At 67.9% G+C, this 21,344-nt stretch carries 18 protein-coding genes; 9 read left to right on the forward strand and 9 right to left on the reverse strand.

What is annotated here, in order from left to right:
• The 5 genes from fabG (at position 1) to R2K23_RS02780 (ending at position 5,295) form a co-directional block, all read left to right on the forward strand.
• Positions 1-786: a 3-oxoacyl-ACP reductase FabG gene (fabG, locus tag R2K23_RS02760; protein ID WP_316514069.1), complete on the forward strand. Its 786-nt coding sequence runs from the start codon at positions 1-3 to the stop codon at positions 784-786.
• Positions 787-891: 105 nt separating this feature from the next.
• Positions 892-2,106 carry an acetyl-CoA C-acetyltransferase gene (locus R2K23_RS02765; protein ID WP_316514071.1) on the forward strand — a complete coding sequence of 405 codons (1,215 nt, stop codon included), beginning with the start codon at positions 892-894 and terminating at the stop codon, positions 2,104-2,106.
• A 46-nt stretch (positions 2,107-2,152) separates the two neighbouring features.
• The gene (locus R2K23_RS02770; protein ID WP_316514073.1) at positions 2,153-3,346 is read left to right on the forward strand and encodes an acyl-CoA dehydrogenase family protein; all 1,194 of its coding nucleotides are present in this window, start codon (positions 2,153-2,155) and stop codon (positions 3,344-3,346) included.
• 7 nt (positions 3,347-3,353) lie between these two features.
• Entirely contained in the window at positions 3,354-4,025 is a 672-nt protein-coding gene (locus tag R2K23_RS02775) for a GntR family transcriptional regulator (protein ID WP_316514075.1), read from the forward strand.
• An 85-nt stretch (positions 4,026-4,110) separates the two neighbouring features.
• Entirely contained in the window at positions 4,111-5,295 is a 1,185-nt protein-coding gene (locus R2K23_RS02780) for a CaiB/BaiF CoA transferase family protein (RefSeq protein ID WP_316514077.1), read from the forward strand.
• 17 nt (positions 5,296-5,312) lie between these two features.
• Here R2K23_RS02780 and R2K23_RS02785 read toward each other — a convergent pair whose 3' ends face one another.
• From R2K23_RS02785 to R2K23_RS02810, 6 genes are read right to left on the reverse strand one after another with little or no spacing between them, the layout of a single operon-like run.
• Complete coding sequence (locus R2K23_RS02785; protein ID WP_316514078.1) at positions 5,313-6,842, reverse strand: class I adenylate-forming enzyme family protein; 1,530 nt, start codon at positions 6,840-6,842, stop codon at positions 5,313-5,315.
• The gene (locus tag R2K23_RS02790) at positions 6,835-8,427 is read right to left on the reverse strand and encodes a class I adenylate-forming enzyme family protein (RefSeq protein ID WP_316514080.1); all 1,593 of its coding nucleotides are present in this window, start codon (positions 8,425-8,427) and stop codon (positions 6,835-6,837) included. Before R2K23_RS02790 ends, R2K23_RS02785 begins: the two co-directional genes overlap by 8 nt.
• Positions 8,417-9,892: a class I adenylate-forming enzyme family protein gene (locus tag R2K23_RS02795; protein ID WP_316514082.1), complete on the reverse strand. Its 1,476-nt coding sequence runs from the start codon at positions 9,890-9,892 to the stop codon at positions 8,417-8,419. The genes R2K23_RS02790 and R2K23_RS02795 overlap by 11 nt, the downstream gene beginning before the upstream one ends.
• Complete coding sequence (locus R2K23_RS02800; protein WP_316514084.1) at positions 9,892-10,689, reverse strand: enoyl-CoA hydratase/isomerase family protein; 798 nt, start codon at positions 10,687-10,689, stop codon at positions 9,892-9,894. The genes R2K23_RS02795 and R2K23_RS02800 overlap by 1 nt, the downstream gene beginning before the upstream one ends.
• A gap of 49 nt (positions 10,690-10,738) precedes the next feature.
• Positions 10,739-11,554 carry an enoyl-CoA hydratase/isomerase family protein gene (locus R2K23_RS02805; RefSeq protein ID WP_316514085.1) on the reverse strand — a complete coding sequence of 272 codons (816 nt, stop codon included), beginning with the start codon at positions 11,552-11,554 and terminating at the stop codon, positions 10,739-10,741.
• Positions 11,555-11,585: 31 nt separating this feature from the next.
• Positions 11,586-12,404, reverse strand: coding sequence for an enoyl-CoA hydratase/isomerase family protein (locus tag R2K23_RS02810; RefSeq protein WP_316514087.1), 819 nt, complete (start codon positions 12,402-12,404; stop codon positions 11,586-11,588).
• A gap of 179 nt (positions 12,405-12,583) precedes the next feature.
• Between R2K23_RS02810 and R2K23_RS02815 the strand changes: the two genes are divergently transcribed.
• On the forward strand, positions 12,584-13,465 hold the full coding sequence (locus tag R2K23_RS02815; protein WP_316514088.1) for an enoyl-CoA hydratase/isomerase family protein: 882 nt from the start codon (positions 12,584-12,586) through the stop codon (positions 13,463-13,465).
• 33 nt (positions 13,466-13,498) lie between these two features.
• On the opposite strand, the gene R2K23_RS02820 is transcribed toward R2K23_RS02815, so the two are convergent.
• Positions 13,499-14,284: a TetR/AcrR family transcriptional regulator gene (locus R2K23_RS02820; RefSeq protein ID WP_316514089.1), complete on the reverse strand. Its 786-nt coding sequence runs from the start codon at positions 14,282-14,284 to the stop codon at positions 13,499-13,501.
• Positions 14,285-14,531: 247 nt separating this feature from the next.
• On the opposite strand from R2K23_RS02820, the gene R2K23_RS02825 reads away from it, so the two are divergent.
• Positions 14,532-15,329, forward strand: coding sequence for an SDR family NAD(P)-dependent oxidoreductase (locus R2K23_RS02825; RefSeq protein WP_316514090.1), 798 nt, complete (start codon positions 14,532-14,534; stop codon positions 15,327-15,329).
• Between the two features lie 105 nt (positions 15,330-15,434).
• On the forward strand, positions 15,435-16,436 hold the full coding sequence (locus R2K23_RS02830; RefSeq protein ID WP_316514091.1) for a dihydrodipicolinate synthase family protein: 1,002 nt from the start codon (positions 15,435-15,437) through the stop codon (positions 16,434-16,436).
• Positions 16,437-16,618: 182 nt separating this feature from the next.
• Here the strand turns inward: R2K23_RS02830 and R2K23_RS02835 are convergent, their stop codons facing one another.
• The gene (locus R2K23_RS02835) at positions 16,619-18,292 is read right to left on the reverse strand and encodes a hypothetical protein (protein ID WP_316514092.1); all 1,674 of its coding nucleotides are present in this window, start codon (positions 18,290-18,292) and stop codon (positions 16,619-16,621) included.
• Between the two features lie 276 nt (positions 18,293-18,568).
• Positions 18,569-20,002 carry a hypothetical protein gene (locus R2K23_RS02840; protein ID WP_316514094.1) on the reverse strand — a complete coding sequence of 478 codons (1,434 nt, stop codon included), beginning with the start codon at positions 20,000-20,002 and terminating at the stop codon, positions 18,569-18,571.
• Between the two features lie 463 nt (positions 20,003-20,465).
• Here R2K23_RS02840 and R2K23_RS02845 point away from each other — a divergent pair, with 463 nt between their 5' ends.
• The gene (locus R2K23_RS02845) at positions 20,466-21,341 is read left to right on the forward strand and encodes an enoyl-CoA hydratase (RefSeq protein WP_316514095.1); all 876 of its coding nucleotides are present in this window, start codon (positions 20,466-20,468) and stop codon (positions 21,339-21,341) included.
• The last annotated feature ends 3 nt before the right edge of the window (positions 21,342-21,344 follow it).

Consider the following 21,344-nt stretch of genomic DNA (forward strand, 5'->3'; position numbering starts at 1 on the left):
ATGGGACCCTCACGCGGTGGGGGCGGGACGCGAAGAGGAGTACGGGTGAGCCTGCTGGCGAATCAAACTGCGGTCGTAACGGGCGGTGCACAGGGGCTGGGCCTGGCCATCGCCAAGCGCTTCGTCGCCGAGGGCGCCAAGGTGGTGCTCGCCGACATCAACCTCGAAGCCACCGAGGAGGTCGCCCGCGGCCTCGGCGGTCCCGACGTCGCCAAGGCGGTGCGCTGCGATGTGACCAGCGCCGCGGACGTCGACGCGCTGGTCGCGGCCGCCGTGGAGTGGGGCGGTGGCTTGGACGTGATGGTCAACAACGCCGGGATCACCCGGGACGCCACCATGCGCAAGATGACCGAGGAGCAGTTCGATCAGGTCATCGCCGTGCACCTGAAGGGCACCTGGAATGGCCTGCGCGCCGCGGGCGCCGTCATGCGCGAGGCCAAGCGCGGCTCGATCGTCAACATGTCGTCGATCTCCGGCAAGGTGGGCATGATCGGCCAGACCAACTACTCGGCCGCCAAGGCCGGCATCGTCGGCATGACCAAGGCCGCCTCGAAGGAACTCGCCTACCTGGGCGTGCGGGTCAACGCGATCCAACCCGGACTCATCCGCTCGGCCATGACCGAGGCGATGCCGCAACGCATCTGGGACTCCAAGGTGGCCGAGGTTCCGCTGGGCCGCGCCGGTGAACCCGACGAGATCGCCAACGTCGCGCTGTTCCTGGCCTCCGACATGTCGTCCTACATGACCGGCACGGTCCTGGAGGTCACCGGCGGTCGGCACCTGTGAGTGCGCTGATCGCTGGGTCGCCGAGATCGACGAAATGCCGAAAACTACTCGCACAAAGCGGCCCAAAGGTGAGTTTGGGCGGGAATTGGTGGGGGAGGGGTTGTGATGCGTGAGGTCGTGATCTGCGAGCCGGTGCGCACGCCGATCGGGCGGTACAACGGCATGTTCAAGTCGCTGACCGCCGTCGAACTCGGGGTTGCCGCGCTGCGGGGCCTGTTGGCGCGCACCGGGATCGACCCGGCGGCGGTCCAGGACGTGATCCTGGGCCACTGCTACCCGAGCATGGAGGCCCCCGCCATCGGACGCGTGGTCGCGCTCGACGCCGGGTTGCCGGTGACCGTTCCGGGCATGCAACTGGACCGGCGGTGCGGCTCCGGGCTGCAGGCCGTCGTCCAGGCCGCGCTTCAAGTCGGCAGCGGTAGTAACGATCTGGTGATCGCCGGCGGCGCCGACTCGATGAGCAACGTCGTGTTCCACTCCACCGACATGCGCTGGGGCGGGGCCCGCGGCGGCATCAAGGTGCACGACGCGCTGGCGCGCGGACGCACCACCGCCGGCGGCAAGAACTATCCGGTCCCGGGCGGCATGCTCGAGACCGCCGAGAACCTGCGTCGGCAGTACTCGATCCCGCGCGCCGAGCAGGACGAACTCGCCGTCGCCTCGCATCAGCGGGCGGTGGCCGCGCAGGCCAACGGCATCCTGGCCGAGGAGATCATCCCGGTCACGGTGTCGACCCGCGACGGTGACCAGGTGATCGACACCGACGAGCATCCCCGCCCCGACACGTCGATGGAGAGCCTGTCCCGGCTCAAACCGGTGCTGCTGAAGCAGGATCCGGAGGCCACTGTGACGGCGGGCAACTCCAGCGGCCAGAACGACGCGGCGTCGATGTGTGTGGTGACGACCCCGGAACGGGCGGCGGAGCTGGGCCTGACGCCCCTGGTGCGGCTGGTGTCGTGGGCAGTGGCGGGGGTGGCGCCCAACGTGATGGGCATCGGCCCGGTACCGGCCACCGAGGCCGCGCTGGCCAACGCCGGGCTCAGCCTCGCCGACATCGACCTGATCGAACTCAACGAGGCCTTCGCGGCCCAGGCGCTGGCCGTGATGCGGGAGTGGAAGTTCACCCCGGCGGACCTGGAACGCACCAACGTGCACGGTTCGGGTATCTCGCTGGGCCACCCCGTGGGCGCGACCGGTGGGCGGATGCTGGCGACGCTCGCGCGCGAATTGAACCGGCGCGGGGCGCGGTACGGCCTGGAGACCATGTGCATCGGCGGCGGTCAGGGACTGGCCGCGGTGTTCGAAAGGGTGGCGGCATGACCGCGTGGGCGATGCAGAGCGCAGGCGAACAGGAGGAGCGGCGCCGATGACCAGGCTGGCGCAGACGCTGGGTCTGACCGAATTTCAAACCGAGATCGTCTCGACGGTAAGGCAATTCGTCGACAAGGAGATCATCCCGGTCGCTCAGGAGCTCGAGCACGCGGACACCTATCCGCAGGCGATCGTCGACCAGATGCGGGAGATGGGCCTGTTCGGTCTGATGATCCCCGAGGAGTACGGCGGGCTCGGCGAGTCGCTGCTCACCTATGCGCTGTGCGTGGAGGAACTCGCCCGCGGGTGGATGAGCATCTCCGGGGTGATCAACACCCACTTCATCGTCGCGTACATGATCCGCCAGCACGGCACCGACGCCCAGAAGCAGTACCACCTGACCAAGATGGCGACCGGCGAGTCCCGCGGCGCGTTCAGCATGTCCGAGCCCGAGCTGGGCTCCGACGTGGCGGCCATCCGGACCCGCGCCCGGCGCGAGGCCGACGGCAACTACGTCATCGACGGTCAGAAGATGTGGCTGACCAACGGCGGCAGTTCCACGCTGGTCGCCGCCCTGGTGCGCACCGACGAGGGCGCCGAGAAGCCGCACCGCAACCTGACGGCCTTCCTCGTGGAGAAGCCGGCCGGTTTCGGGGAAGTTGTTCCCGGGCTGACCATTCCGGGCAAGATCGACAAGCTCGGTTACAAGGGCATCGACACCACCGAATTGGTCTTCGACGGCTACCGCGCCAGCGCCGACGACGTGCTGGGCGCCAAGCCGGGTCACGGTTTCGTCCAGATGATGGACGGGGTGGAGGTCGGCCGGGTCAATGTCTCCGCACGGGCCTGCGGCGTCGGCATCCGGGCCTTCGAACTCGCGGTGCGTTACGCCCAGCAGCGGTCCACCTTCGGCAAGCCGATCGCCGAGCACCAGGCCATCGCCTTCCAACTCGCCGAGATGGCCACCAAGGTCGAAGCGGCCCATCTGATGATGGTCAACGCGGCCCGGTTGAAGGACTCCGGTGAGCGCAACGACGTCGCTGCGGGAATGGCGAAGTATCTGGCCAGCGAGTTCTGCTCCGAGGTCACCCAACAGAGCTTCCGGATCCACGGCGGTTACGGGTACTCGAAGGAGTACGAGATCGAGCGGCTGATGCGGGACGCGCCGTTCCTGCTCATCGGTGAGGGCACCAGCGAGATCCAGAAGCAGATCATCTCCAAGCGTCTGCTGGCCGAGTACCAGATCTGAATCCGCCGTGACCATGGAGGATTTCGCCACCCGGCCGCAGCTGTCGGAGGATGTCGCGCGTCTGGTGCGCCGGCGGATCTTCGACGGCACCTATGCGGCGGGGCGCTACATCCGGTTGGAGCAGCTGGCCGCCGAGTTGGGCATCAGTGTCACTCCGGTCCGGGAGGCCTTGTTCGACCTGCGCGCCGAGGGGCTGCTCGCCCAGCAGCCGCGGCGCGGCTTCGTGGTACTTCCGGTGACCCGGCGCGACATCGTCGACGTGTCCGATGTGCAGTCCCACATCGGCGGGGAACTCGCTGCCCGTGCGGCGGCGAGCATCACCGCCGAACAGCTCGCCGAGATCACGGCCATTCAGACTCGGCTGGAGGCCGCCTACGACGGCGATGACGAGAACCTGGTGGTCCGGCTCAACCACGACTTCCACCGGGCCATCAACGTGGCCGCTGATTCCCCCAAATTGGCGCAGCTGATGTCGCAGATCACCCGGTACGCCCCGGAGGCGGTGTTCCCGACGGTGTCGGGTTGGCCGGAGAAGTCCACCCGGGACCATCGCCGGGTGCTCGCGGCGCTGGCCGAGGGGGACGCGGAGATGGCCCGCGAGGCGATGTCCGAGCACCTGTGCGCGGGCGCCGAACCGCTGATCGACCACTTGATTGTCCGCGGAGTCATCGCGGAATGAGCATCCGGCCGCGAGCACACCCGGACTCGCCCGCGTTCTGACGGAATCAGGCGAGTCGCTGTCGGCCCGCCGGGGATGAGGAGATATGGGCGTTCTGAACGGCATTCGCGTCCTCGACTATGGCCGCTTCATTGCCGCTCCGTGGTGCAGCGCACTGCTGGCCGACATGGGGGCCGACGTCCTGCGCGTCGAAAAGCGCACCGGCGGGGAGGACCGCTGGGTGCAGTCCATCACCGAAACCGGTGAGGGCGGCACCTTCTTGCAGTGCAACCGCAACAAGCGGTCGCTGACGCTGGACTCCACCACCGCCGACGGCGCCGAGATCACCCGCCGGCTGGTGGCCAGCGCGGACATCGTGATCGCGAACATGCCGGCGGCCGGGATGCGGGCCAGCGGGCTGGACTACGACACCTTGCGGGCGGTGAAGCCGGACATCATTCTCGCCAGCGCCACCGCATACGGAGAGGGTGGCCCGTACAGCGACCGCATCGGCTTCGACGGAGCCGGCCAGGTGATGTCGGGTGCGGTTGCGCGGCAAGGACTACCGGAACAGCCGATCCGAACGGCGGTGCCCTACGCGGACTTCGGCACCGCGCTCACCCTGACCATCGGGATCATGATGGCGCTCTACCACCGCGACCGCACCGGCGAGGGGCAGCACGTCGAAGGCGCGCTGCTGCCCACCGCGTTGATGATGTCCAACGCGTTCCTGATCGAGCGTGATGTGCTGGGAGTCGACAAACCGCGCATGGGCAATCAGGGCGGCTCGGTGGCGCCGTGCGATCTGTACAAGACCAAGGACGGCCAGTGGGTGCTGCTGCAGATCGCGGGACAGCCCATGTTCAAGCGTTGGTGCCGGCTGGTGGGCCGAGAAGACCTGTTCGACGACCCCCGCTACGCCGACGACGACCTGCGCTGGCAGCGCAGCGAGGAACTCAACGGGATCATGGGCCAGTGGTGCGCGGACAAGACCAAAGCCGAGATCATGGCCGCCCTCGAGGGCGCCAAGCTGCCGGCGGCGCCGATGCTGACCACCCAGGAAGTCCTGCAGGATCCGCACATCGAGGCCATGGGATTTCTGCAGCGGGTGCCCTTTCCCGGCACCGCCAAGGATGTCCCGATCATCGAGACCCCGTTCCGGATGTCGGCCACCCCTGGCGAGATCCGCATGCGTGCACCATTGCTCGGTGAACATACCGACGAGGTGCTCGGCGAGATCGGGTTCAGTCCCGCGGAAATCGACGACCTGCGCGCGAGGGAAATCGTCTGATCGCCGGGCGTTGACTGCTAGGAGCGCGCGAGCAGCGCGCGCAGGCGACGGACGTCGAGCTTTCCGGTGGCGCCCCGGGGGACGAGGTCCTCGTCCTCGGTCAGCAGCCACCGTCCGGGCACCTTGAACGCGCTCAACTCGGCTCGGGCCGCGGCGTGCAGGGCGTCCTGCGATAGGACGTCGGTGTCGCCGACGACGAGTGCGGCGCAGGTGTTTCCGCGCGCACCATCGATGTTCGTCACGAAGGCGGCGCGGACCCCCGGTACCGCGCGCAGCACGGCCTCGACCTCACTGGGATACACGGTGGCGCCGCTGACCTTGAACATGTCGTCGGCGCGGCCGTGGTAGAACAGGAACCCCTGGGCGTCCAGCCGGCCCAGGTCCCCGGTGGGGTAGTAGCCGTCGGCGGTGAAGACCTCGTGGCGGGGCTGTCGGCACAGCCCGCGCATCAGGTGGCGGCCGCGGATCTGGATCTCACCCACCGTCTCGGGTGGCACGGGCACACCGCTGTCGGGGTCGACGATGCGTACCTCCATGCCGGGGAACGGTTTTCCGCAGCTGCCCCATGCGGAGGCGGGCATGTCGGTGTCCGCCGGATACCCGCAGTAGGGGCCGAAGGATTCGGTCATGCCGAACAACTTCGCCCGCGCCCCGGGTGCGCCGCGCTGCTCCGGTGGCAGCAGCGCCTCCAGGCTGCCCGGCCGCAGCGCCGACAGATCGGTGGCGGCGGCCTGCGGGTGGCGCGCCAACGCCTCGGCCTGATCGGGCCAGCCGCGGAACAGGGTGACGCGTTCACGGGCAAGTAGCGGAAGGGTGGCCTCGGGTGTCGGGGTGGCCTCGGTGATCAACGTGGCGCCCGCGGTCAGGGCGGTCAGGATCCCACCGCTGAAGCCGCCCACCCAGAAAAACGGCATCGGCAGGTACAGGCGGGTCTCCGCGGTGACGCAACGCGCCTTCAGTCCCGAACGCACGGCGGCGATGGCGTTGCCGTGGCTGTGCTGCACCCCCTTCGGCGCTCCGCTGCTGCCGGAGGTGAAGATCACCGCCATGGGGTCGGCGGGGCGCACCGTGGCGGCGAGCGCGGCGACGAAACCGTCGGGCACACCGCCGGTGTCGATCGCCAGAACGTCGCGATAGGTCCAGATGCGTTGCAGGGCGGGGAGCCCGGCGCGGTCCAGGGCATCGAGCTCCTCGGGGTAGCGCCGGCCCCGGAATTCGGTGGTGGTGATGACATGCTGCACCGCGGCCGTCCGCAGCTGTGCGCTGAGTTCGCCGCCGCGCAGCAGGGTGCTCAGCGGAACCAGAACCGCCCCGATGCGGGTGATTGCGCACGCCAGCTGGACCCAGGTGACCGCGTTGGGCAGCAGCACCCCGACGCGGGTGCCCTTGCGTATCCCGGCCGTTATGAGCCTGGTGGCCAACTCGCGGCTGGTTTGGTCGAGTTCGGCGTAGCTGAGCCGGTTCTCGGGGTCGATGACGGCGGTGGTGGCGGGGGCGGCGGCCGCGTGTCGACGCAGTAGGGCATCGATGGTGCTCGTGTCAGTCATCGAAGAGCCTCGCCAGCGCGGGCAGGTCGACCTTGCCGCTCGACAGGGTCGGGATGTCGGCGGGGCGGCAGGACACAAACCGCTTGGGGATCTTGTAAGCCGACAGCCGGGTACCCAACGCCGTGGCCAGCGCCGCGAACTCGGTCGGTCCGACGTCGGCGTCGGCCACGATCACCGCGGCGACCACCTCGCCGCGTTCCGGGTCCGGCAGCCCCAGCACGTGTACGCCGTCGGCGGCGAGCTCGACCTCCGAAAGTGCGGTGCGCAACACGGCTTCCACCTCCGGCGGCGCGACGTTGGCGCCGGCGGTCTTGATCATCGACGTCGCGCGGCCGATGAAGTAGAAGTAGCCGTCGGCGTCGACCCGCACCACGTCACCGGTATGGAACCAGCCGTCGGCGTCGAAGCAATCCTCTCGCGACATGCCGTGGTAGTGCTGCATCAGGTACTTCCCGCGCACGCACAGCACACCCGGTTCGTCGGTGGGTACCGGGCGTCCGGTGTCGGCGTCGACGACCTCCGCCTCAAATCCCGGCGCCGGTCGGCCGAAGGAGCCGCGGCGCGACTCGGGTTGATCGGTGTCGTCGGCGTCGATGAGCACGACGCTGCCGGTCTCGGTCATGCCGAGCATGTGGTGCCGCAGTTCGGGGTCCGCGGGCCGGGCCCCGGGCGGCATCAGCGGGTAGAGGTTGCCGCGCCGCATCGAGGACAGGTCGCGGCCTGCGAAACTGGGATGGCGGGTGAGGTGCGCGATGCCGGCGACGAAACCGTTGGTGATGGTGGGCTTTTCGCGTTCCAGCAGCGTGAGGGTGTCCGCGGCGTCGGTGGCGTTGGAGCACACCAGTGTCGACCCGGCTACCAGCGTGGCCAGCAGGCTGAAGGCGAAGCCGCCGATCCAGCAGAACGGTGAGTTGCTGAACAGGACGTCGTCACCGCCCAGGCCGCGGATCGCGTTGAGGTTCCCCTGATGTTCCAGGAGCGCGCCATGGGTGTGCACCGCACCCTTGGGCAAGCCCGTGGACCCCGAGGTGTAGACGATGGCGAGCACGTCGGCCGGCGACACATCGTCCTCCATCGCGGACAGGCGCGTCGGGTCGACCGCGTCGCCGCGGCGCGCCAACGCTTCGGGCTCGAACGCGATGTGCCGCAACACAGGCGCGTCCGGCACGAACAGGGGTGTCCCGGACTCGGCGTCGGCCGCGGACAGGGCGAACGCCTCGCTGAGCCGCTGCCGATAGTCGTGATTGCGGTAGCGGGGAGCGGCCAGGAGCACGGCCACGTCGCTGCGCTGCACTTGATCGCGCAGTTCGGCGGCGGTCATGAACGTGGAGAACGGCACCGCCACGGCCCCGATCCGGGCCGCGGCCAGGGCGGCGATCACAAACTGTGACCCGTTGGGGTACAGCACCCCGACGTGGGTGCCCTTGCCGACGCCGAGGGCCAGCAGGCCACGGGCGAGCGCCGCCGAACGGGCGTCGGCCTCGGCGTAGGTGATCCGGTCGTCGTCGCAGATCAGGAGGGGATGGTCGGCCCGGGGCCGCTGCGCATGCAGCACGCGCGCGACGGTTGGCCCGTCAGGTGCCATGCGTCGCCTGGGTGAGGTGTGCGCGGACGGCCCCCAAATCGGGCTTGCCCGAAGGGGTTCGGGGGATCTCGGGCACCACGCGGATGTCGGCGGGGATCTCGTAGCGGGCCAGGCGCTGCGCGAGGAACTCGGTCAGCTCCGCGGGCTGGGCGTCGGCCCGCAGTTCCACCATCGCCACCGGCACCTCGCCGAGCCTGTCGTCGGGGCGTCCGACCACCGCCGCGCCCCGCACCGACGGGTGGGCCTCCAGGGCGGCCCGCACGTCGTCGGGCATGATCTTGAACCCGCCGCGGATGATGGCCTGATCGGCGCGGCCGAGAATCCACACGAAACCGTCGGTGTCGATCCGGGCCAGGTCGGTGGTGCGCATCCAATCGGCGTCGGGTCCCAGCTGTGCCGGCTTGACCTCCAGGATCCCCTGCTCGCCGGCGGGCAGCGGATTGCCGGCCTCGTCGATGACCCGCAGTTGCGCCCCGGGGTTCACCCGGCCGACGCTGCCGCGCTTGGCCTTCCAGTACTGCTGGTGATCGGACAGCGTCCAACTGGCTACGCCGCCGCCGAATTCCGTTGCCGCATAAGAGGTCAGCACCGGAATGCCGAACTTCTCGGTGAAGGCGTCCGCGTCGTCGGCGGACAGCGGCGCCGTTCCGGAGGTGACGACGCGGAGGCTGGACAGGTCGTCGCGGGTCAGATCCGAATGCAGCACCATCCGCAGCGCGGCCGGCACCAGAGACACGGCCCGCGGACGGTGTTCGCGCACCGCGGCGGCCCAGCGGCCCAGGTCGAACTTGGCGAGCAGGACAAACGGACGCGCCTCGGCGATGCACAACAGGATCCGGAACACGCCGCCGACGTGGACCAGCGGTGAGTTGACGATCGCGACCCCGCGTCGCAGCTCGGTCGGGGTCGGCGCATGCGCGGGGTCCCTGCCGATGACGCTGTGCGCCAACATGTCATAGGTCAGGTCGACACGCTTGGGCGGACCGGTGGTCCCGCTGGTCAGCATCCACACCGCGACGCCGGGGCGGCCCGCGTCGTCCACCGGCGACTGTGCCGGTACCACGGCCGGGGCGGCATCCAGATCGGAGATGGTCACCACCGTGGTCGCGGGGGAGTCGACATGGTGGGCGGCCAGGTCCTCGGCGGTGCCGATCAGGATCGGAAGCCGCAGCGTGGCGAGGTCGTCGCGGATCCGCTCCCCGCCGCGGGCCGGGTTGATGACGACCACGGTGCCGCCAGCGCTCAGCACCCCGAGCAGGGCCGCCACGTGGGCGGGCTGGTTGCGCAGCATGATCCCCACCCGGGCTCCCCCACCGCCGGAGCCGGCGGAGACCAATTCCGCGATCGGGCGGGACACCGCGGCGAGTTGCCCCCAGGTCCACCAACGACCGTCGAATTCGAGGGCACGGGCGGTGGGATCCAGCGCCAGGACGTCGTCGATGCGTCGGCTCAGTGGGTGTGTCATCACCGGATCCGTGGCGCGGCCTTGGACGTATCGGAGCCCTGCTGGGCGGCCAGTTCAGCCTTGCCCAGCGGGTTTCCGAGCCGGGTATAGATCAGGCCATGATCGAGCGCGGCGCGGTACGGCTTGTCCAACGACTCCCAGATGGCCTTGACCGTGCCCTGGGTGGCCGACGGCGGTTTGGCCGCGATGGTGGCCGCGATCTCGTGCGCGCGGGTCCAGAGGTCGTCGGCCGCCACCACCTCGGTGACCAGGCCGATGCGCAACGCGGTCTCGGCGCCGACGCGCTCGTCGTTGCCCATCAACGCCATTCGCAGCGTGTCACCGAGACCGACCCGGCGCATCAGGCCCACCGGCTCCAGCGCGGAGACCAGCCCGGCGGTCACATGGGAGTCGAAGAACGTCGCATCCTGGGAGCAGATGACGACATCGGCCTCGTTGACGAAGTACAGCGCCCCGGCCGTGCACATGCCCTGCACGGCGCACACCACCGGCTTCCACATCTTCTGCCACTTCGGGCTGAGCAGTTCGCCGGGATCCTCGTGGTTCCAGACATTGTCGGGTTGGCCGTAGTCGGACTTGATGTCCAGGCCGGCGCTGAAGGCTCGGGTCCCGGCGGCGCGCAGCACCACGGCGTTGGTGGCCTCGTCGTTCTTGACGATTCGCCAGACCGCCTGCATTTCCTCGCACATGGTGCGGTTGAACGTGTTCAGTCGGTCGGGCCGGTTCAAGGTGATGGTCGCGACGCGGCTGTCCCGGTCGAACTCCAGCAGGATGGTCTCGAAAGGTTGGGTGCTCATCGGCTGCTGTCCTCACTGCCTCGTCCGCTCGCGGAAAAGCGTTGCTCGCTCATCGGCATTTCCATTCTGGGGCACGCTTCTCGACGAAGGCCAGCGGGCCTTCCTGCGCGTCCTCGGTGCGGACCACCCGCTCCCGGAACGTCTCCGCCAGGATCTCACCTTCGAGCAGCGGTAGGTCGAGGGTCTTGTGGATGGCCAGGCGGGTGCCCCGGACGGCCAAGGGGGCGTTGGAGTTCACGATGTCGGCGATCTCGTGGGCGCGTTCCAGCAACCGGTCGTGTTCGACGATCTCGGTGATCATGCCCAGTTCATAGGCCCGCTCAGGCGTCATCCGTTCGTGCTTGCCCATCAACGCCATCCGCAGCGCCGCCGAGCGGGGCAGCACCCGGGCCAGCCGGACCATCTCGCGGGCCGCGACCAGGCCGATGCTGACGTGGGGGTCGAAGAAGGTGGCTTTGTCCGAGGCGATCACGATGTCGCCGGTCGTCACCCAGTCCAGCCCGGCGCCGCAGCAGATGCCGTTGATGGCGGCCAGCACGGGCTTGGCCATCTGCCGGAACGGCGGGGTGCCCTCCTGCGGGGCCTCCCACTGGTCGTAGGTGGACAGGTACGGCCGTTCGTAGATGACCTTCCCGTCTTCGGGGATCTCCTTGACGTCGGCGCCGGTGCAGAACGCCCGCCCGGTGCCGGTGACGATCATCAGCCAGATGTCGTCGTCGTTCTCGGCCTCGTCGTAGGCCGCACGCAACTCGGTGATCATGTGCGGCGACAGAGCGTTGAGCGCTGCGGGCCGATTCAGCGTGATGGTGGCCTTGTGGCCGTCGACCTCGTACTTGATGGTGTCGAACTCGGCGGTTGCCGACATGTGGGATCCCTTCGGTGCTGTCGGGGCCGGCTCAGCGGCCCTGGAAGTCCGGCGTGCGCCGGTCCCGGAATGCTGCCAGACCTTCCTTGAAATCGGCGGTGCGGCAGGCGAGTTCAAGACTTGCCAGCTCGGCGTTCATGGCTTGCGGCAGCGTGGAGGTGGCCGCGTAGTTGATGGACTGCTTGGCCAGTCCGATTGCGATGGTGGGGCCGGCCGCGAGCCGATTCAAGAGTTCGTCTGCGGCACGGTCCAGGTCGGCCTCGGGTACGGCGCTGTCGATCAGGCCCCAGGCCGCCGCATCGGTACCGCTGACCTGTTCGCCCAGTAGCAACATCCGCTTGGCGCGGGCGACCCCGGCCAGCCGGGGCAGCAACCAACTGGCCCCGGAGTCCGGGGTGAAGCCCCGGGCGATGAACGGTTCCCACAGGGTCGCGTCGGACTCGGCGACGGTGAAGTCGGCTGCCAGTGCCAGGTTGCAGCCCAGTCCGACCGCCCAGCCGCGGACCGTGCAGACCACCGGCAGGTGCAGTCCGGTGACCAACTCGATCAACCGGTGCGCGCCGTGCGGGATGCGCCGCACCAGGTCACCGGTGCGGGGGCGCTGTCCGGAGGTGTTGGTGGCCACCCAGTCGGCGCCGGTGCAGAAGTTCGAGCCGGCTCCGGTGATGCCGATCGCGCGCAGGGAGTCGTCGGTCGCGGCGTCGGTCAGGATGGTCAGCATCTGGTCGATCATGCTGCGGCTCAGGGAATTCCGCCGAGACGGTCGGTCGATCGTCAGCCGCAGGATGGCGCCGTCGCGCGTCGCGGTGATCGCGCCGGCCGAAGCGTCGGTGTCATCCCGATCGCTCATCGGTACACCCGCTGTGTGCGGACCATATGGATACCCCTACAGTAGGCGCTACGATTACTATTCGTACAAGCTAGCAAGGATGAGTCGCCGACGGAACATGCGGGTGGCGATGCCGGGTTGGCCGGCATGGGTGGTGCGCCCACGCCTTGCCGGGCTGAACTGAGAGGACGCTTTCGACGATGACGACCGCAGATGACCGGGTGCTCTTCGAGGTCGACCGCGACAAGCGTATTGCGACCATCACGCTGAACAATCCCGCGCAGCGCAACTCCTACGACGCCACCATGCGGGACGCCCTGGCACGCCGCCTCGATGTGGTGGCCGAGGACGACGACCTGACCGTGGTGTTGTTGCGCGGCGCGGAGGGTGTCTTCAGCACGGGCGCCGACATGAACAACGCCTACGGCTGGTACGGCGACAAGAGCAAGCAGGACGGGCCGCCCGCCAAGTCGCGGCCCAGCCAACGTCGTCGACTCACCGTGGACCGCAAGTCATTTGGCTTCTACCACAACCTGATGGGCTTCCCGAAGGTGACGGTGGGCGAGATCAGCGGCTTCGCCCTGGGTGGTGGCTTCGAGATGGCGTTGATGATGGACATCTCGGTGATCGGCCGCGACACCCGGATCGGGATGCCCGCCACCCGCTTCCTGGGGCCCGCGCTGGGCAGCCTGCACATGTTCTTCCACCGACTGGGTCCGGTGCTGGCCCGACGCCTGCTGCTGACCGGCGACATCATCGAGGCCGGCGAGATCGAACACCTGGGCGTCTTCACCGAGACCTGCGCACCGGGGCGCGTGGCCGCCCGCGCCGACTACTGGGCGCAGAAGACCGCCAAGATGCCCGCCGACGGTGTGGTGATCGCCAAGGAGGCCTTCCGACTGGTCGAGCAGAGCCAGGCCTATCAGGGCGAAGAGGTGGCCAGCTACCTCTTCCACGCCTACGGGACCAACCTGCAGTTCGCCCCGGGGGAATTCAACTTCGTCAAGACGCGGGCCCAGCACGGAACCAAAGAAGCATTTCGGTTGCGCGACGAGCACTTTCACGTCCCCGAACCGGAGTAGGCGCACCGGCCGGGGCGCCTGGTGCGTGCCGGACTACCCGCGGCTGCGCCCGGAACCCGTTTTGGGCGCGTCCTTCTGGGACTCGGACTTCGCGGACTTGCCCTTCTTGCCGGACTCGATCTTCTGCGCCGCGCGGTCCAGGATGCAGTTCAGCGTGTAGTCGAAGTTGGTGTCGTCGGCGGCGATGATGTGATGGCCGGCGGCGCTGACCTGGGCGAGCAGCGGCGCGCTCTCCGGGTCGATCACCATGCTGTCCTCCAGCGACGGGCTGCCCTCGGCGGCGAGGTTCTTCTCGTAGAGCCGCTGCAGCACCACTGATCCGCGCACGTGCACCGACATGGCCGAGTACGTGTCGAACGCGTCCTCGGGGGACAGGCCCGCCTCGACGAGGCCGGCGATCGCCTTCTCCACCTCCAGTACACCGAGCTGGGCGGCGCGCGGGCTCAGCGCCGAGCGGATCAGGATCAGGTCACACAGGATCGGGTTGCCCAGGAACGTCTTCCGCATGGTCCAGGCGTGATTGCGCAGCGTCTCGCGCCAGTCCCTGGCCTCGACGTAGGGGGTCGCGAAGACGTACTGGCGCAGCGCCCGGTCGGTCATCGCGTTGAGCAGATCGTCCTTCTTGCGGAAGTACCAGTAGATGCTGGTGACGCCGACCCCGAGGTGCTTGCCGAGCAGCGGCATGCTCAGGTTGTCGATGCCGACCTGTTCGGCGAGTTCGAACGCGCCCTTGATGATGTCGTCGGGGTTGATGGAGCCGCGCTCGCGCCGTTGCCGTTTTTCCGCGGTCGCCTGCTTTGCCACGACGGGCACCTCCATCGAGATCGATTCCGCTGTCCGCGGATCCCCGGCCCAGGGTTGGTCTGTGTGAACTTAGCGGCCGCCACGGCCTGATTTGCGACGTCGTTCGCGTGTCGGCGGGGTGGCCGTCCCGTCGATGCTACCGGGTCACCTTCGGTACGCGGCCCGCACCACTCGGTGGTGAGACGCCCGCCACAGAGTTTGCGGATGCGCGATCTGTATCTCTGGATCTGCCTACGGTAACAAATATAGTAACGTTTTCCAGATGGATCTGGGCCTCCGAAACGCCAAGGCAGTCGTGGTGGGCGGGAGCCGGGGGATGGGCCGCGCAGCGGCGCAATGCCTGGCCGACGACGGTGCCCGGGTGGCCGTCTTCGCCCGGTCGCACGCCGAACTGGACGCCGTGGTGGCCGACCTGGAGCGGCGCGGAAGCCCGGACCCGGCGGGCGTGGTCGCCGACGTCACCGACGCCGAGCAGGTCGAGGCGGCGTTCGCGGAGGTGGCCCGGCGCTGGGACGGCGAATTGAACATCCTCGTCAACGCGGTCGGCCCCAACGCGCGCGGCGGATTCGAGGAACTGGCCGACGATCAGTGGCAGCAAGCCATCGAAGTCGGGGCCATGTCGATGGTGCGGTGCGTGCGCGCGGCGCTACCGATGTTGCGGCAGGCCGAGTGGGCGCGGATCGTGAACTTCTCGGCGAGTTCGACCAAACGGCAGGGCTCCTCGCTGGTCGCCTACACCGCCGCGAAGTCGATGGTGACCAGCGTCTCGAAGAACTTGTCACTGTCGCTGGCGCCCGACGAGATCCTGGTGAACGTGGTCTCGCCCGGCAGCGTGGCCTCCGACGGGCTCGTCGGCTGGGCCAAATCCGTCGGGGTGGACGGGGACGACCCGTATCGACTGATGGAGGCCATCACCGAGCATTTCGGGCATCCGGCCCACCTGCCCCGCACCGGCCTGCCCGAGGAGATCGGTCCGGTGGTGGCGTTTCTGGCCTCGCGGCGCAACTCGTACATGACCGGAGCCAACGTCAACGTCGACGGCGGCACCGACTTCACCTGAGCCATGTCCCGCGAGCGCCCAGTCTTGTACGCAGATCCGGCTCGTGGCGTACGACGATGAGCGTTCGGCCTACCGTCCGACCCGGACTTCACGAAGGGAGCGGTCTTGGCAAGAGCACGTGAGGCCCGCGACTGGGCGCGCGAGTCCCTGCGCGGCATCGGTGACTCGCTCTACACGCCGTTCGCCGGCGCCGACGGCGACGACATCGACTGGGACGCCTACCGGGCCTTGGTCCGCTACTGCGTCGGCGACCTCGGCCACCCGATGTTGTGGTGCACCAGCGGCGTCGGCGAGTTCTGGGCGTTGACCATGGACGAACGAAAACGCCTGTTGGAGATCGCGATCGAGGAGGGCCGAGCCCTCAACCCCGACCTGGTGGTGCAGGCGTGCACCGCCACCATGTCCGCCAAGGACTGTCTGGAGCTCACCGAACACGCCCAACGGGTCGGGGCGGACATCGTCTACATCCAGACGCCGATGATGGAAACCCATGGCGGCGAGGGCGTTCTGCGGTTCTTCCGCTATGTCGCCGACCGAACCGACATCGCCCTGGGCATGTTCAACTCGCCGTCGTCGGGGTATGTGCTGACCGCTGACGAAAGCGCTCGCATCTACGAGGAGATCCCCGCGGTCTGCGCCACCAAGGAGGGGGCGTTCCGGCCGCGCAACAGCAGGATGTTGCACGACCTGGCGCCCGGTCTCGTCATCTGGGAATGCGATCTGATGGTGTATCGGGCCGGCTGGTTACGCGAGGGAGTGGTGTGCCCGGCGCAGTTGGGCACGGTGGGCTACCTCAACGAGACACCGCAGCGCCGGATCCTCACCAAGTACTGGGATCTGGTGTATGCCAACCAGATCGAGGATGCCATCGACCATGCGCAGACCTCCGGGATGGACCAGTTCGAACGAGACGTGGGCCGCTGGTACACCTGCTACCCGGGCCGCCCGGACTACTTCACGCACTGGGGTGCGGCGTTCAAGCACGCCGCGGCGGTCCTCGGATTGCCGATCGGCAGCTACCCGCATTCGCGGCCGCCGCAAGCTCTGCTGCCCGAGGAGGCCAAGGTGCAGATCGAGGCGGCCTACCGGCGGTGGGGGCTGGTCTGAGGGAGTTCTTAGCCGAGCGCTCATTCGTCTACGGGGCTTCCCGCGTGAGCGCTCACCCTTGTACGGAAAACCTGTTCCGGGCGTACAACGATGAGCGCTCGTCAGGTGGCCCGGCCCGAAAATGGACCAGCGCCGCGCCACCTGGTGGGTGACGCGGCGCTGGTACCGGTGATCAGCTACTGCTAGTCGTCCGAACCGCTGTCCGAGCCGCTGTCCGAGCCGCTGTCCTTGGACTTCGACTTCGAGTCAGACTTGGAATCGGAGCCGGAGTCGGACTTGGAGTCAGAATCCGAAGCGCCGGCGCCCTTGGTATCCGCATCGCTGCTCTTGGACTTGTCGGAGATCCCGAGGCCCTTGCGGATGTTGGAACGCACCCGGTCGACGGTGGCGCGGGCCTTCTCGGCACGCTCGGCGCGCTTCTCGGCGGACTGCTCGCGCACCTGCTTGAGGCGATCCCGGGTGGTGAGCGCCTTGGCCTCGTCGGCGGTCTCACCGGCGGCACTGTCTTCCGCAGCGGTCTCCTCGACGGGGAGTTCGTCCGTGCCCGCATCGGTGTTGTCGACGGTGTCGGTCGCGGTGGGGACATCGACGTCCACGGTGACGCTCTTGCGGCCGACGTCGGTGTCCGTCACCGATGCCAGCGTTGCGACCGACGGCGACACGCCGGCGCCCCCGGCCTCGTCTTCGGGGTTATCCTCTACGGGCTGAATCTTCTGAGCCCGCAGGCCCTTCACGATTTCGTTGGGGATCTGATTGAACGCGAAGTCGAGCGGGCCGGTCGGCGAGAAGATCCCGGGGAACGCCTGGCCGCGGCCGGCCTCCATCGAGAAGTCCTTCAGCGGACCCGGCACGTAGCCGACGAGGAAGGCGCCGGTGATCTTCGCCGGCGCGGCGACCAGCTCGGCGATGGCCAGGTCGTAGCTCTCCTCGCGGACGAACTTCTGCACGTCGTCGAGGATCTCCATGGTCTGGAAGATCGCGGTGATCGGCGGGGCCATCAACGCCCGACCCAGGTTGCCGATCGCCGAACGACCCAACAGACCGTCGTTGGCGCTGAGGCCGTAATCCTCCATCGAGGAGTGGCCAATCACGTTCGCCAACGGCTCGAGTCCGAGATCCAACAAGATGTCACCCGGCAGGCTGAGGAGACCACCGTCGATCTGGGACTGGCGTCCGGCGGAAAGCCCTTCGACCAAAAACCAGTAGTTGATCTCGCTGAAGGCGGCGAAGAACTTGCCTTCGGATAGTAGTGCCAGCGTCCGCGGCAGTGCCCCGTCCTGCTCGTCATCACCGAAGAGCAGTGTGGTGATGGCGTTCTGGAGGAAGTCGCCGCCGAGGTCGCCCGAGGCCGTGAGGCGCTCTGCGTACTCAGGCAACTTGCCGAGCACACCGAGGAGGCGTTCCGGGTCACCCAGATTCTGGACGGCGTTGGCGAACCCGGTGTGGACCGTGGGATCGGCCAAGGCCTGGACCAGGTTGTTCGAGGCGTTGGAAACGTTACTGATCAGCGACGTCTGCCACTTCGCGACCCAGTCGTAGCCGGTTTCGGACTCCGGATCCGTTACCCGCTCATCGACCCAGCGCCCGGCCACGATCTCGCCGTACAGGTTCTGCAGCAGCTGACTGTATGGGGTTACCGCGCTGTCGAACGCCGACGCCGAAAGCGCGACGGCCGAGGACCGAGCTTCGATCGTCGTGTCGGGCAGCGTGGGCGTGACCATTACGGGGGTCAGCGCCAACGCGCCGGCGCTCACCATCGCGACCCCGGCCACCGCGGCCTTGGTGCGGCGGGAGCGGGTCGTGATCGGCGCGGTGTAGCCGCAATCCGGTGATTCGACACGAGCGGGTTGTTGCACGTTTTCTCCTGGTTGTGACGTCGAAAAAATTCTGTGATCCGGCTGAATGTTAGCTGTGCCTAACCTGTGGCACAAGAGGCATGCCTAACCTAAGTAAGTCCGCTTAGGGGGGCCGCCATTTTCCGTGCTAATGCCTTAAAATGCCCCGCTTCTGTGACGGTCGGAGCGCCCGTAGAACTACTGATCCGAACCTCAAAAGCCCAGGGGCCCAACGCAAAAAACCAGCGCCGCGCCACCCATCAGGTGACACGGCGCTGGTGCTGCGGTCAGCGAGTGCTATTCCTCGGAGCCGCCAGTATCCGTGCTCTTGTCGCTGTTGTCGGAACCACCCGAGGCCTGGCCGGCCCCATCGCCGTCCGAGTCGCTGTCCTTGGACTTCTCGGAGATGCCGAGGCCCTTGCGGATGTTGGAACGCACCCGGTCAACGGCGGCGCGGGCCTTCTCGGCACGCTCGGCGCGCTGCTCGGCGGACTGTTCGCGGATCTGCTTGAGGCGGTCCTTGGTGCTCACCGGCTTCGGGTCGGTGGCGTCACCCTCGTCGACGACCAGGTCGTCGGTGTCGGGCGCTTCAACGCCGGGGTCCGCAGGTGGAAGCGACGGATCCTTGGCCGGTGCCTCGGTATCGGTCGCGACCGCGACGAGCTTGCGATTGGACGGAGAGACGTTCGGCGCGTCCGAGGCCAGCCTTGTGAACGATTCGGAGGTGACCTCAGCGTCCGTTTCCGTCAACGGGCGGCCGACAGTCAGGGCCTCGGCGACCTTCTCCGGGACTTGGCGGAGGAAGAAGTCGAACGTGCTGTCCTTGCTGAAAAGGCCAGGGAAGTTCTGGCCGGGACCGGAAGGAATCGACCCGTCCTCGACGAACTTCGGCTTGAAGCCGTTGAGGAACGCGTTCGTGATCTTCGCCGGAGCGTTGATCAGTGAGCTCGCGGCGGTCTCGAAATCCCCTTCGTTCAGCGCCGTCATGGCGTCGTCCACGATCTCAAGCGTCTGGAAGATCGCGGTGACCTGCGGGGCCAGCAGGGCCCGGCCGAAGTTGCCGATCACTCCGCGCGAAAGTAAGCCGGGACCATCTAGTTGGCCATTGGGAAGAGGCGTCGCCATCCAGCTGGTGCCAAGAATGCGGGCCAGCGGCTCGATCCCGAGGGAGTCGAAGAAGTCGCCGGGAACCCGCAGGGCGTCCAGATACTCTGCGCGCCCGCCCGACAAGATGTCTGCCAGGAACCACTCGTTGATCTCGCCGAATGCTTCGACGATGTCGCCGTCCGCGAGCGCTGCGGCGGCCTGCTCGAGCACGCCGGGCAGGCCCGCCAACGCCACTTGGAACGTCTCGAGGGCACCCGCGCCGGCGGCGCTGAAGCGCTGGGCGTAACCCGGCAAGGCCGCCAGCGTCGTTGTGATGCGGTCCGGATCGGTCACGTTGCCCAACACGGCGGCGAACTGCGCCTGGACGTCCGGCCGACTCAGCGCCGTCGCCAGCTTGGTGTTCGCGACCGAGACGGCCTCGAGCAGCGACACCCGCCCCGGAATGGTGGTGAACAGGGTGCCGAACGTGTTTTCAGCAGTGTCGCCCCACACCTCGAACGGGTTCTGGAACGCCGAAAGCCCGTAGGCGTCCGCCCGATTCACTTGGACCTCGGGCAGGTCAGGGGTGACCGCTACTGGGGTCAGGGCGAGCGCTCCGGCGCTCGCCACCGCGACGCCGGCCACCAGGGCCTTGGCCCGGCGGGAACGTGACGACGAGGCGTCGCCGTCGACGTCGATGAGGGTGGAATTTTCCACTGGTTCTCCTGTGCGAGTGATGAGCAGAGTCTGTGAGACTCGTGAACGCTAACTGAGGGTGACCTGAGACACAAGAGGTTTGGCTACCCTAAATTCGTCACAGGGGAAGCACCCCACGGGCCGCCTGTCTGCTCTAGACTCTCCCTTTTTTCTTCCGGCCGGCACGCGCGAGAACGCGGCGACGAGACCTTCACCCGGGCGCCGGGGAATGCCGCGCCGTGACGGTGTGGGCGGGGGCCCGGACTCGGCGCAAAGCTGCCGCTCAACAGCTGATTTCAGCCTTGGCGTGGGGCGGCGGCGGGCAGTTGCAGAACGCAGTACCGATAGGTATACAGTATGTGTTACACAACCGCCGGTGTCCTGCCCCGACCGATCGAGGAGGCTGCTCTCGATGAGCGTTGCCGATGGCGTTTCCGCTAGCGACGAGCTGACCGAACCGGCTCCGGCGGTGCTCTACGAGGTCCGGGACTCCGGCGTCGCGGTCCTGACCTTCAATCGTCCGGAACGGATGAACGCCTGGGGTGGGGCGCTGGCCTCGGGGTTCTACTCCTATATCGAACAGGCCGAGGCCGACCCGCAGGTCCGCGTCATCGTCATGACCGGGCGCGGGCGGGCATTTTGCGCCGGCGCGGACATGGGCGGCCTGGACACCATCTCGGCGACCACCGTCGAATCGGCCGGCAAGACCGACGTCAGCGCGCTGGTCGCCGGCAAGCACCCGTACTTCCTCACCCAGGTCTCCAAGCCCGTCATCGCCGCCATCAACGGCGCGGTCGCCGGGATGGGGCTCTCACAGGCGTTGATGGCCGACGTCCGCTTCGCCGCGGCGGGCGCGAAGTTCACCACCTCGTTCGCCCGGCGCGGCCTGATCGCCGAGTACGGCATCTCCTGGATTCTGCCGCGGCTGATCGGTTGGGGTGCGGCGGTGGATCTGCTGCTGTCCGGCCGCACCTTCCTGGCCGAGGAGGCGGCGCAGCTCGGGTTGGTCAAAGAGGTCGTGGCCCCCGAGCAGTTGATGGAGCGCACGCTGGCCTACGCCGAGGACATGGCGGCCAACTGCGCCCCGAGTTCCATGGCGATCATGAAGCAGCAGTTGTATGCCGACGCCGGCCTGCCGATGATCGAGACGAGCAACAAGGCCGAAAAGCTCATGCACGACTCGATGACGCGGACCGACTTTCTGGAGGGCATCACCGCCTTCTTCGAGAAGCGTTCCCCCAATTTTCCGCCGTTGGGCGCGCAGGCGTCCCAAGATGAAACGGACTGAGAG

Origin of the sequence: Mycolicibacterium sp. MU0050, assembly GCF_963378085.1 — a bacterium.
Classification (GTDB): Bacteria; Actinomycetota; Actinomycetes; order Mycobacteriales; family Mycobacteriaceae; genus Mycobacterium; species Mycobacterium wendilense.

What these genes read in the sequence shown, in the direction of transcription:
- fabG (WP_316514069.1), top strand. Translation starts at nt 1, where the DNA reads ATGGGACCCTCACGCGGTGGGGGCGGGACGCGAAGAGGAGTACGGGTG.
- R2K23_RS02765 (WP_316514071.1), top strand. Translation starts at nt 892, where the DNA reads ATGCGTGAGGTCGTGATCTGCGAGCCGGTGCGCACGCCGATCGGGCGG.
- R2K23_RS02770 (WP_316514073.1), top strand. Translation starts at nt 2,153, where the DNA reads ATGACCAGGCTGGCGCAGACGCTGGGTCTGACCGAATTTCAAACCGAG.
- R2K23_RS02780 (WP_316514077.1), top strand. Translation starts at nt 4,111, where the DNA reads ATGGGCGTTCTGAACGGCATTCGCGTCCTCGACTATGGCCGCTTCATT.
- R2K23_RS02785 (WP_316514078.1), bottom strand. Translation starts at nt 6,842, where the DNA reads ATGACTGACACGAGCACCATCGATGCCCTACTGCGTCGACACGCGGCC.
- R2K23_RS02790 (WP_316514080.1), bottom strand. Translation starts at nt 8,427, where the DNA reads ATGGCACCTGACGGGCCAACCGTCGCGCGCGTGCTGCATGCGCAGCGG.
- R2K23_RS02795 (WP_316514082.1), bottom strand. Translation starts at nt 9,892, where the DNA reads ATGACACACCCACTGAGCCGACGCATCGACGACGTCCTGGCGCTGGAT.
- R2K23_RS02800 (WP_316514084.1), bottom strand. Translation starts at nt 10,689, where the DNA reads ATGAGCACCCAACCTTTCGAGACCATCCTGCTGGAGTTCGACCGGGAC.
- R2K23_RS02805 (WP_316514085.1), bottom strand. Translation starts at nt 11,554, where the DNA reads ATGTCGGCAACCGCCGAGTTCGACACCATCAAGTACGAGGTCGACGGC.
- R2K23_RS02810 (WP_316514087.1), bottom strand. Translation starts at nt 12,404, where the DNA reads ATGAGCGATCGGGATGACACCGACGCTTCGGCCGGCGCGATCACCGCG.
- R2K23_RS02815 (WP_316514088.1), top strand. Translation starts at nt 12,584, where the DNA reads ATGACGACCGCAGATGACCGGGTGCTCTTCGAGGTCGACCGCGACAAG.
- R2K23_RS02820 (WP_316514089.1), bottom strand. Translation starts at nt 14,284, where the DNA reads ATGGAGGTGCCCGTCGTGGCAAAGCAGGCGACCGCGGAAAAACGGCAA.
- R2K23_RS02825 (WP_316514090.1), top strand. Translation starts at nt 14,532, where the DNA reads ATGGATCTGGGCCTCCGAAACGCCAAGGCAGTCGTGGTGGGCGGGAGC.
- R2K23_RS02845 (WP_316514095.1), top strand. Translation starts at nt 20,466, where the DNA reads ATGAGCGTTGCCGATGGCGTTTCCGCTAGCGACGAGCTGACCGAACCG.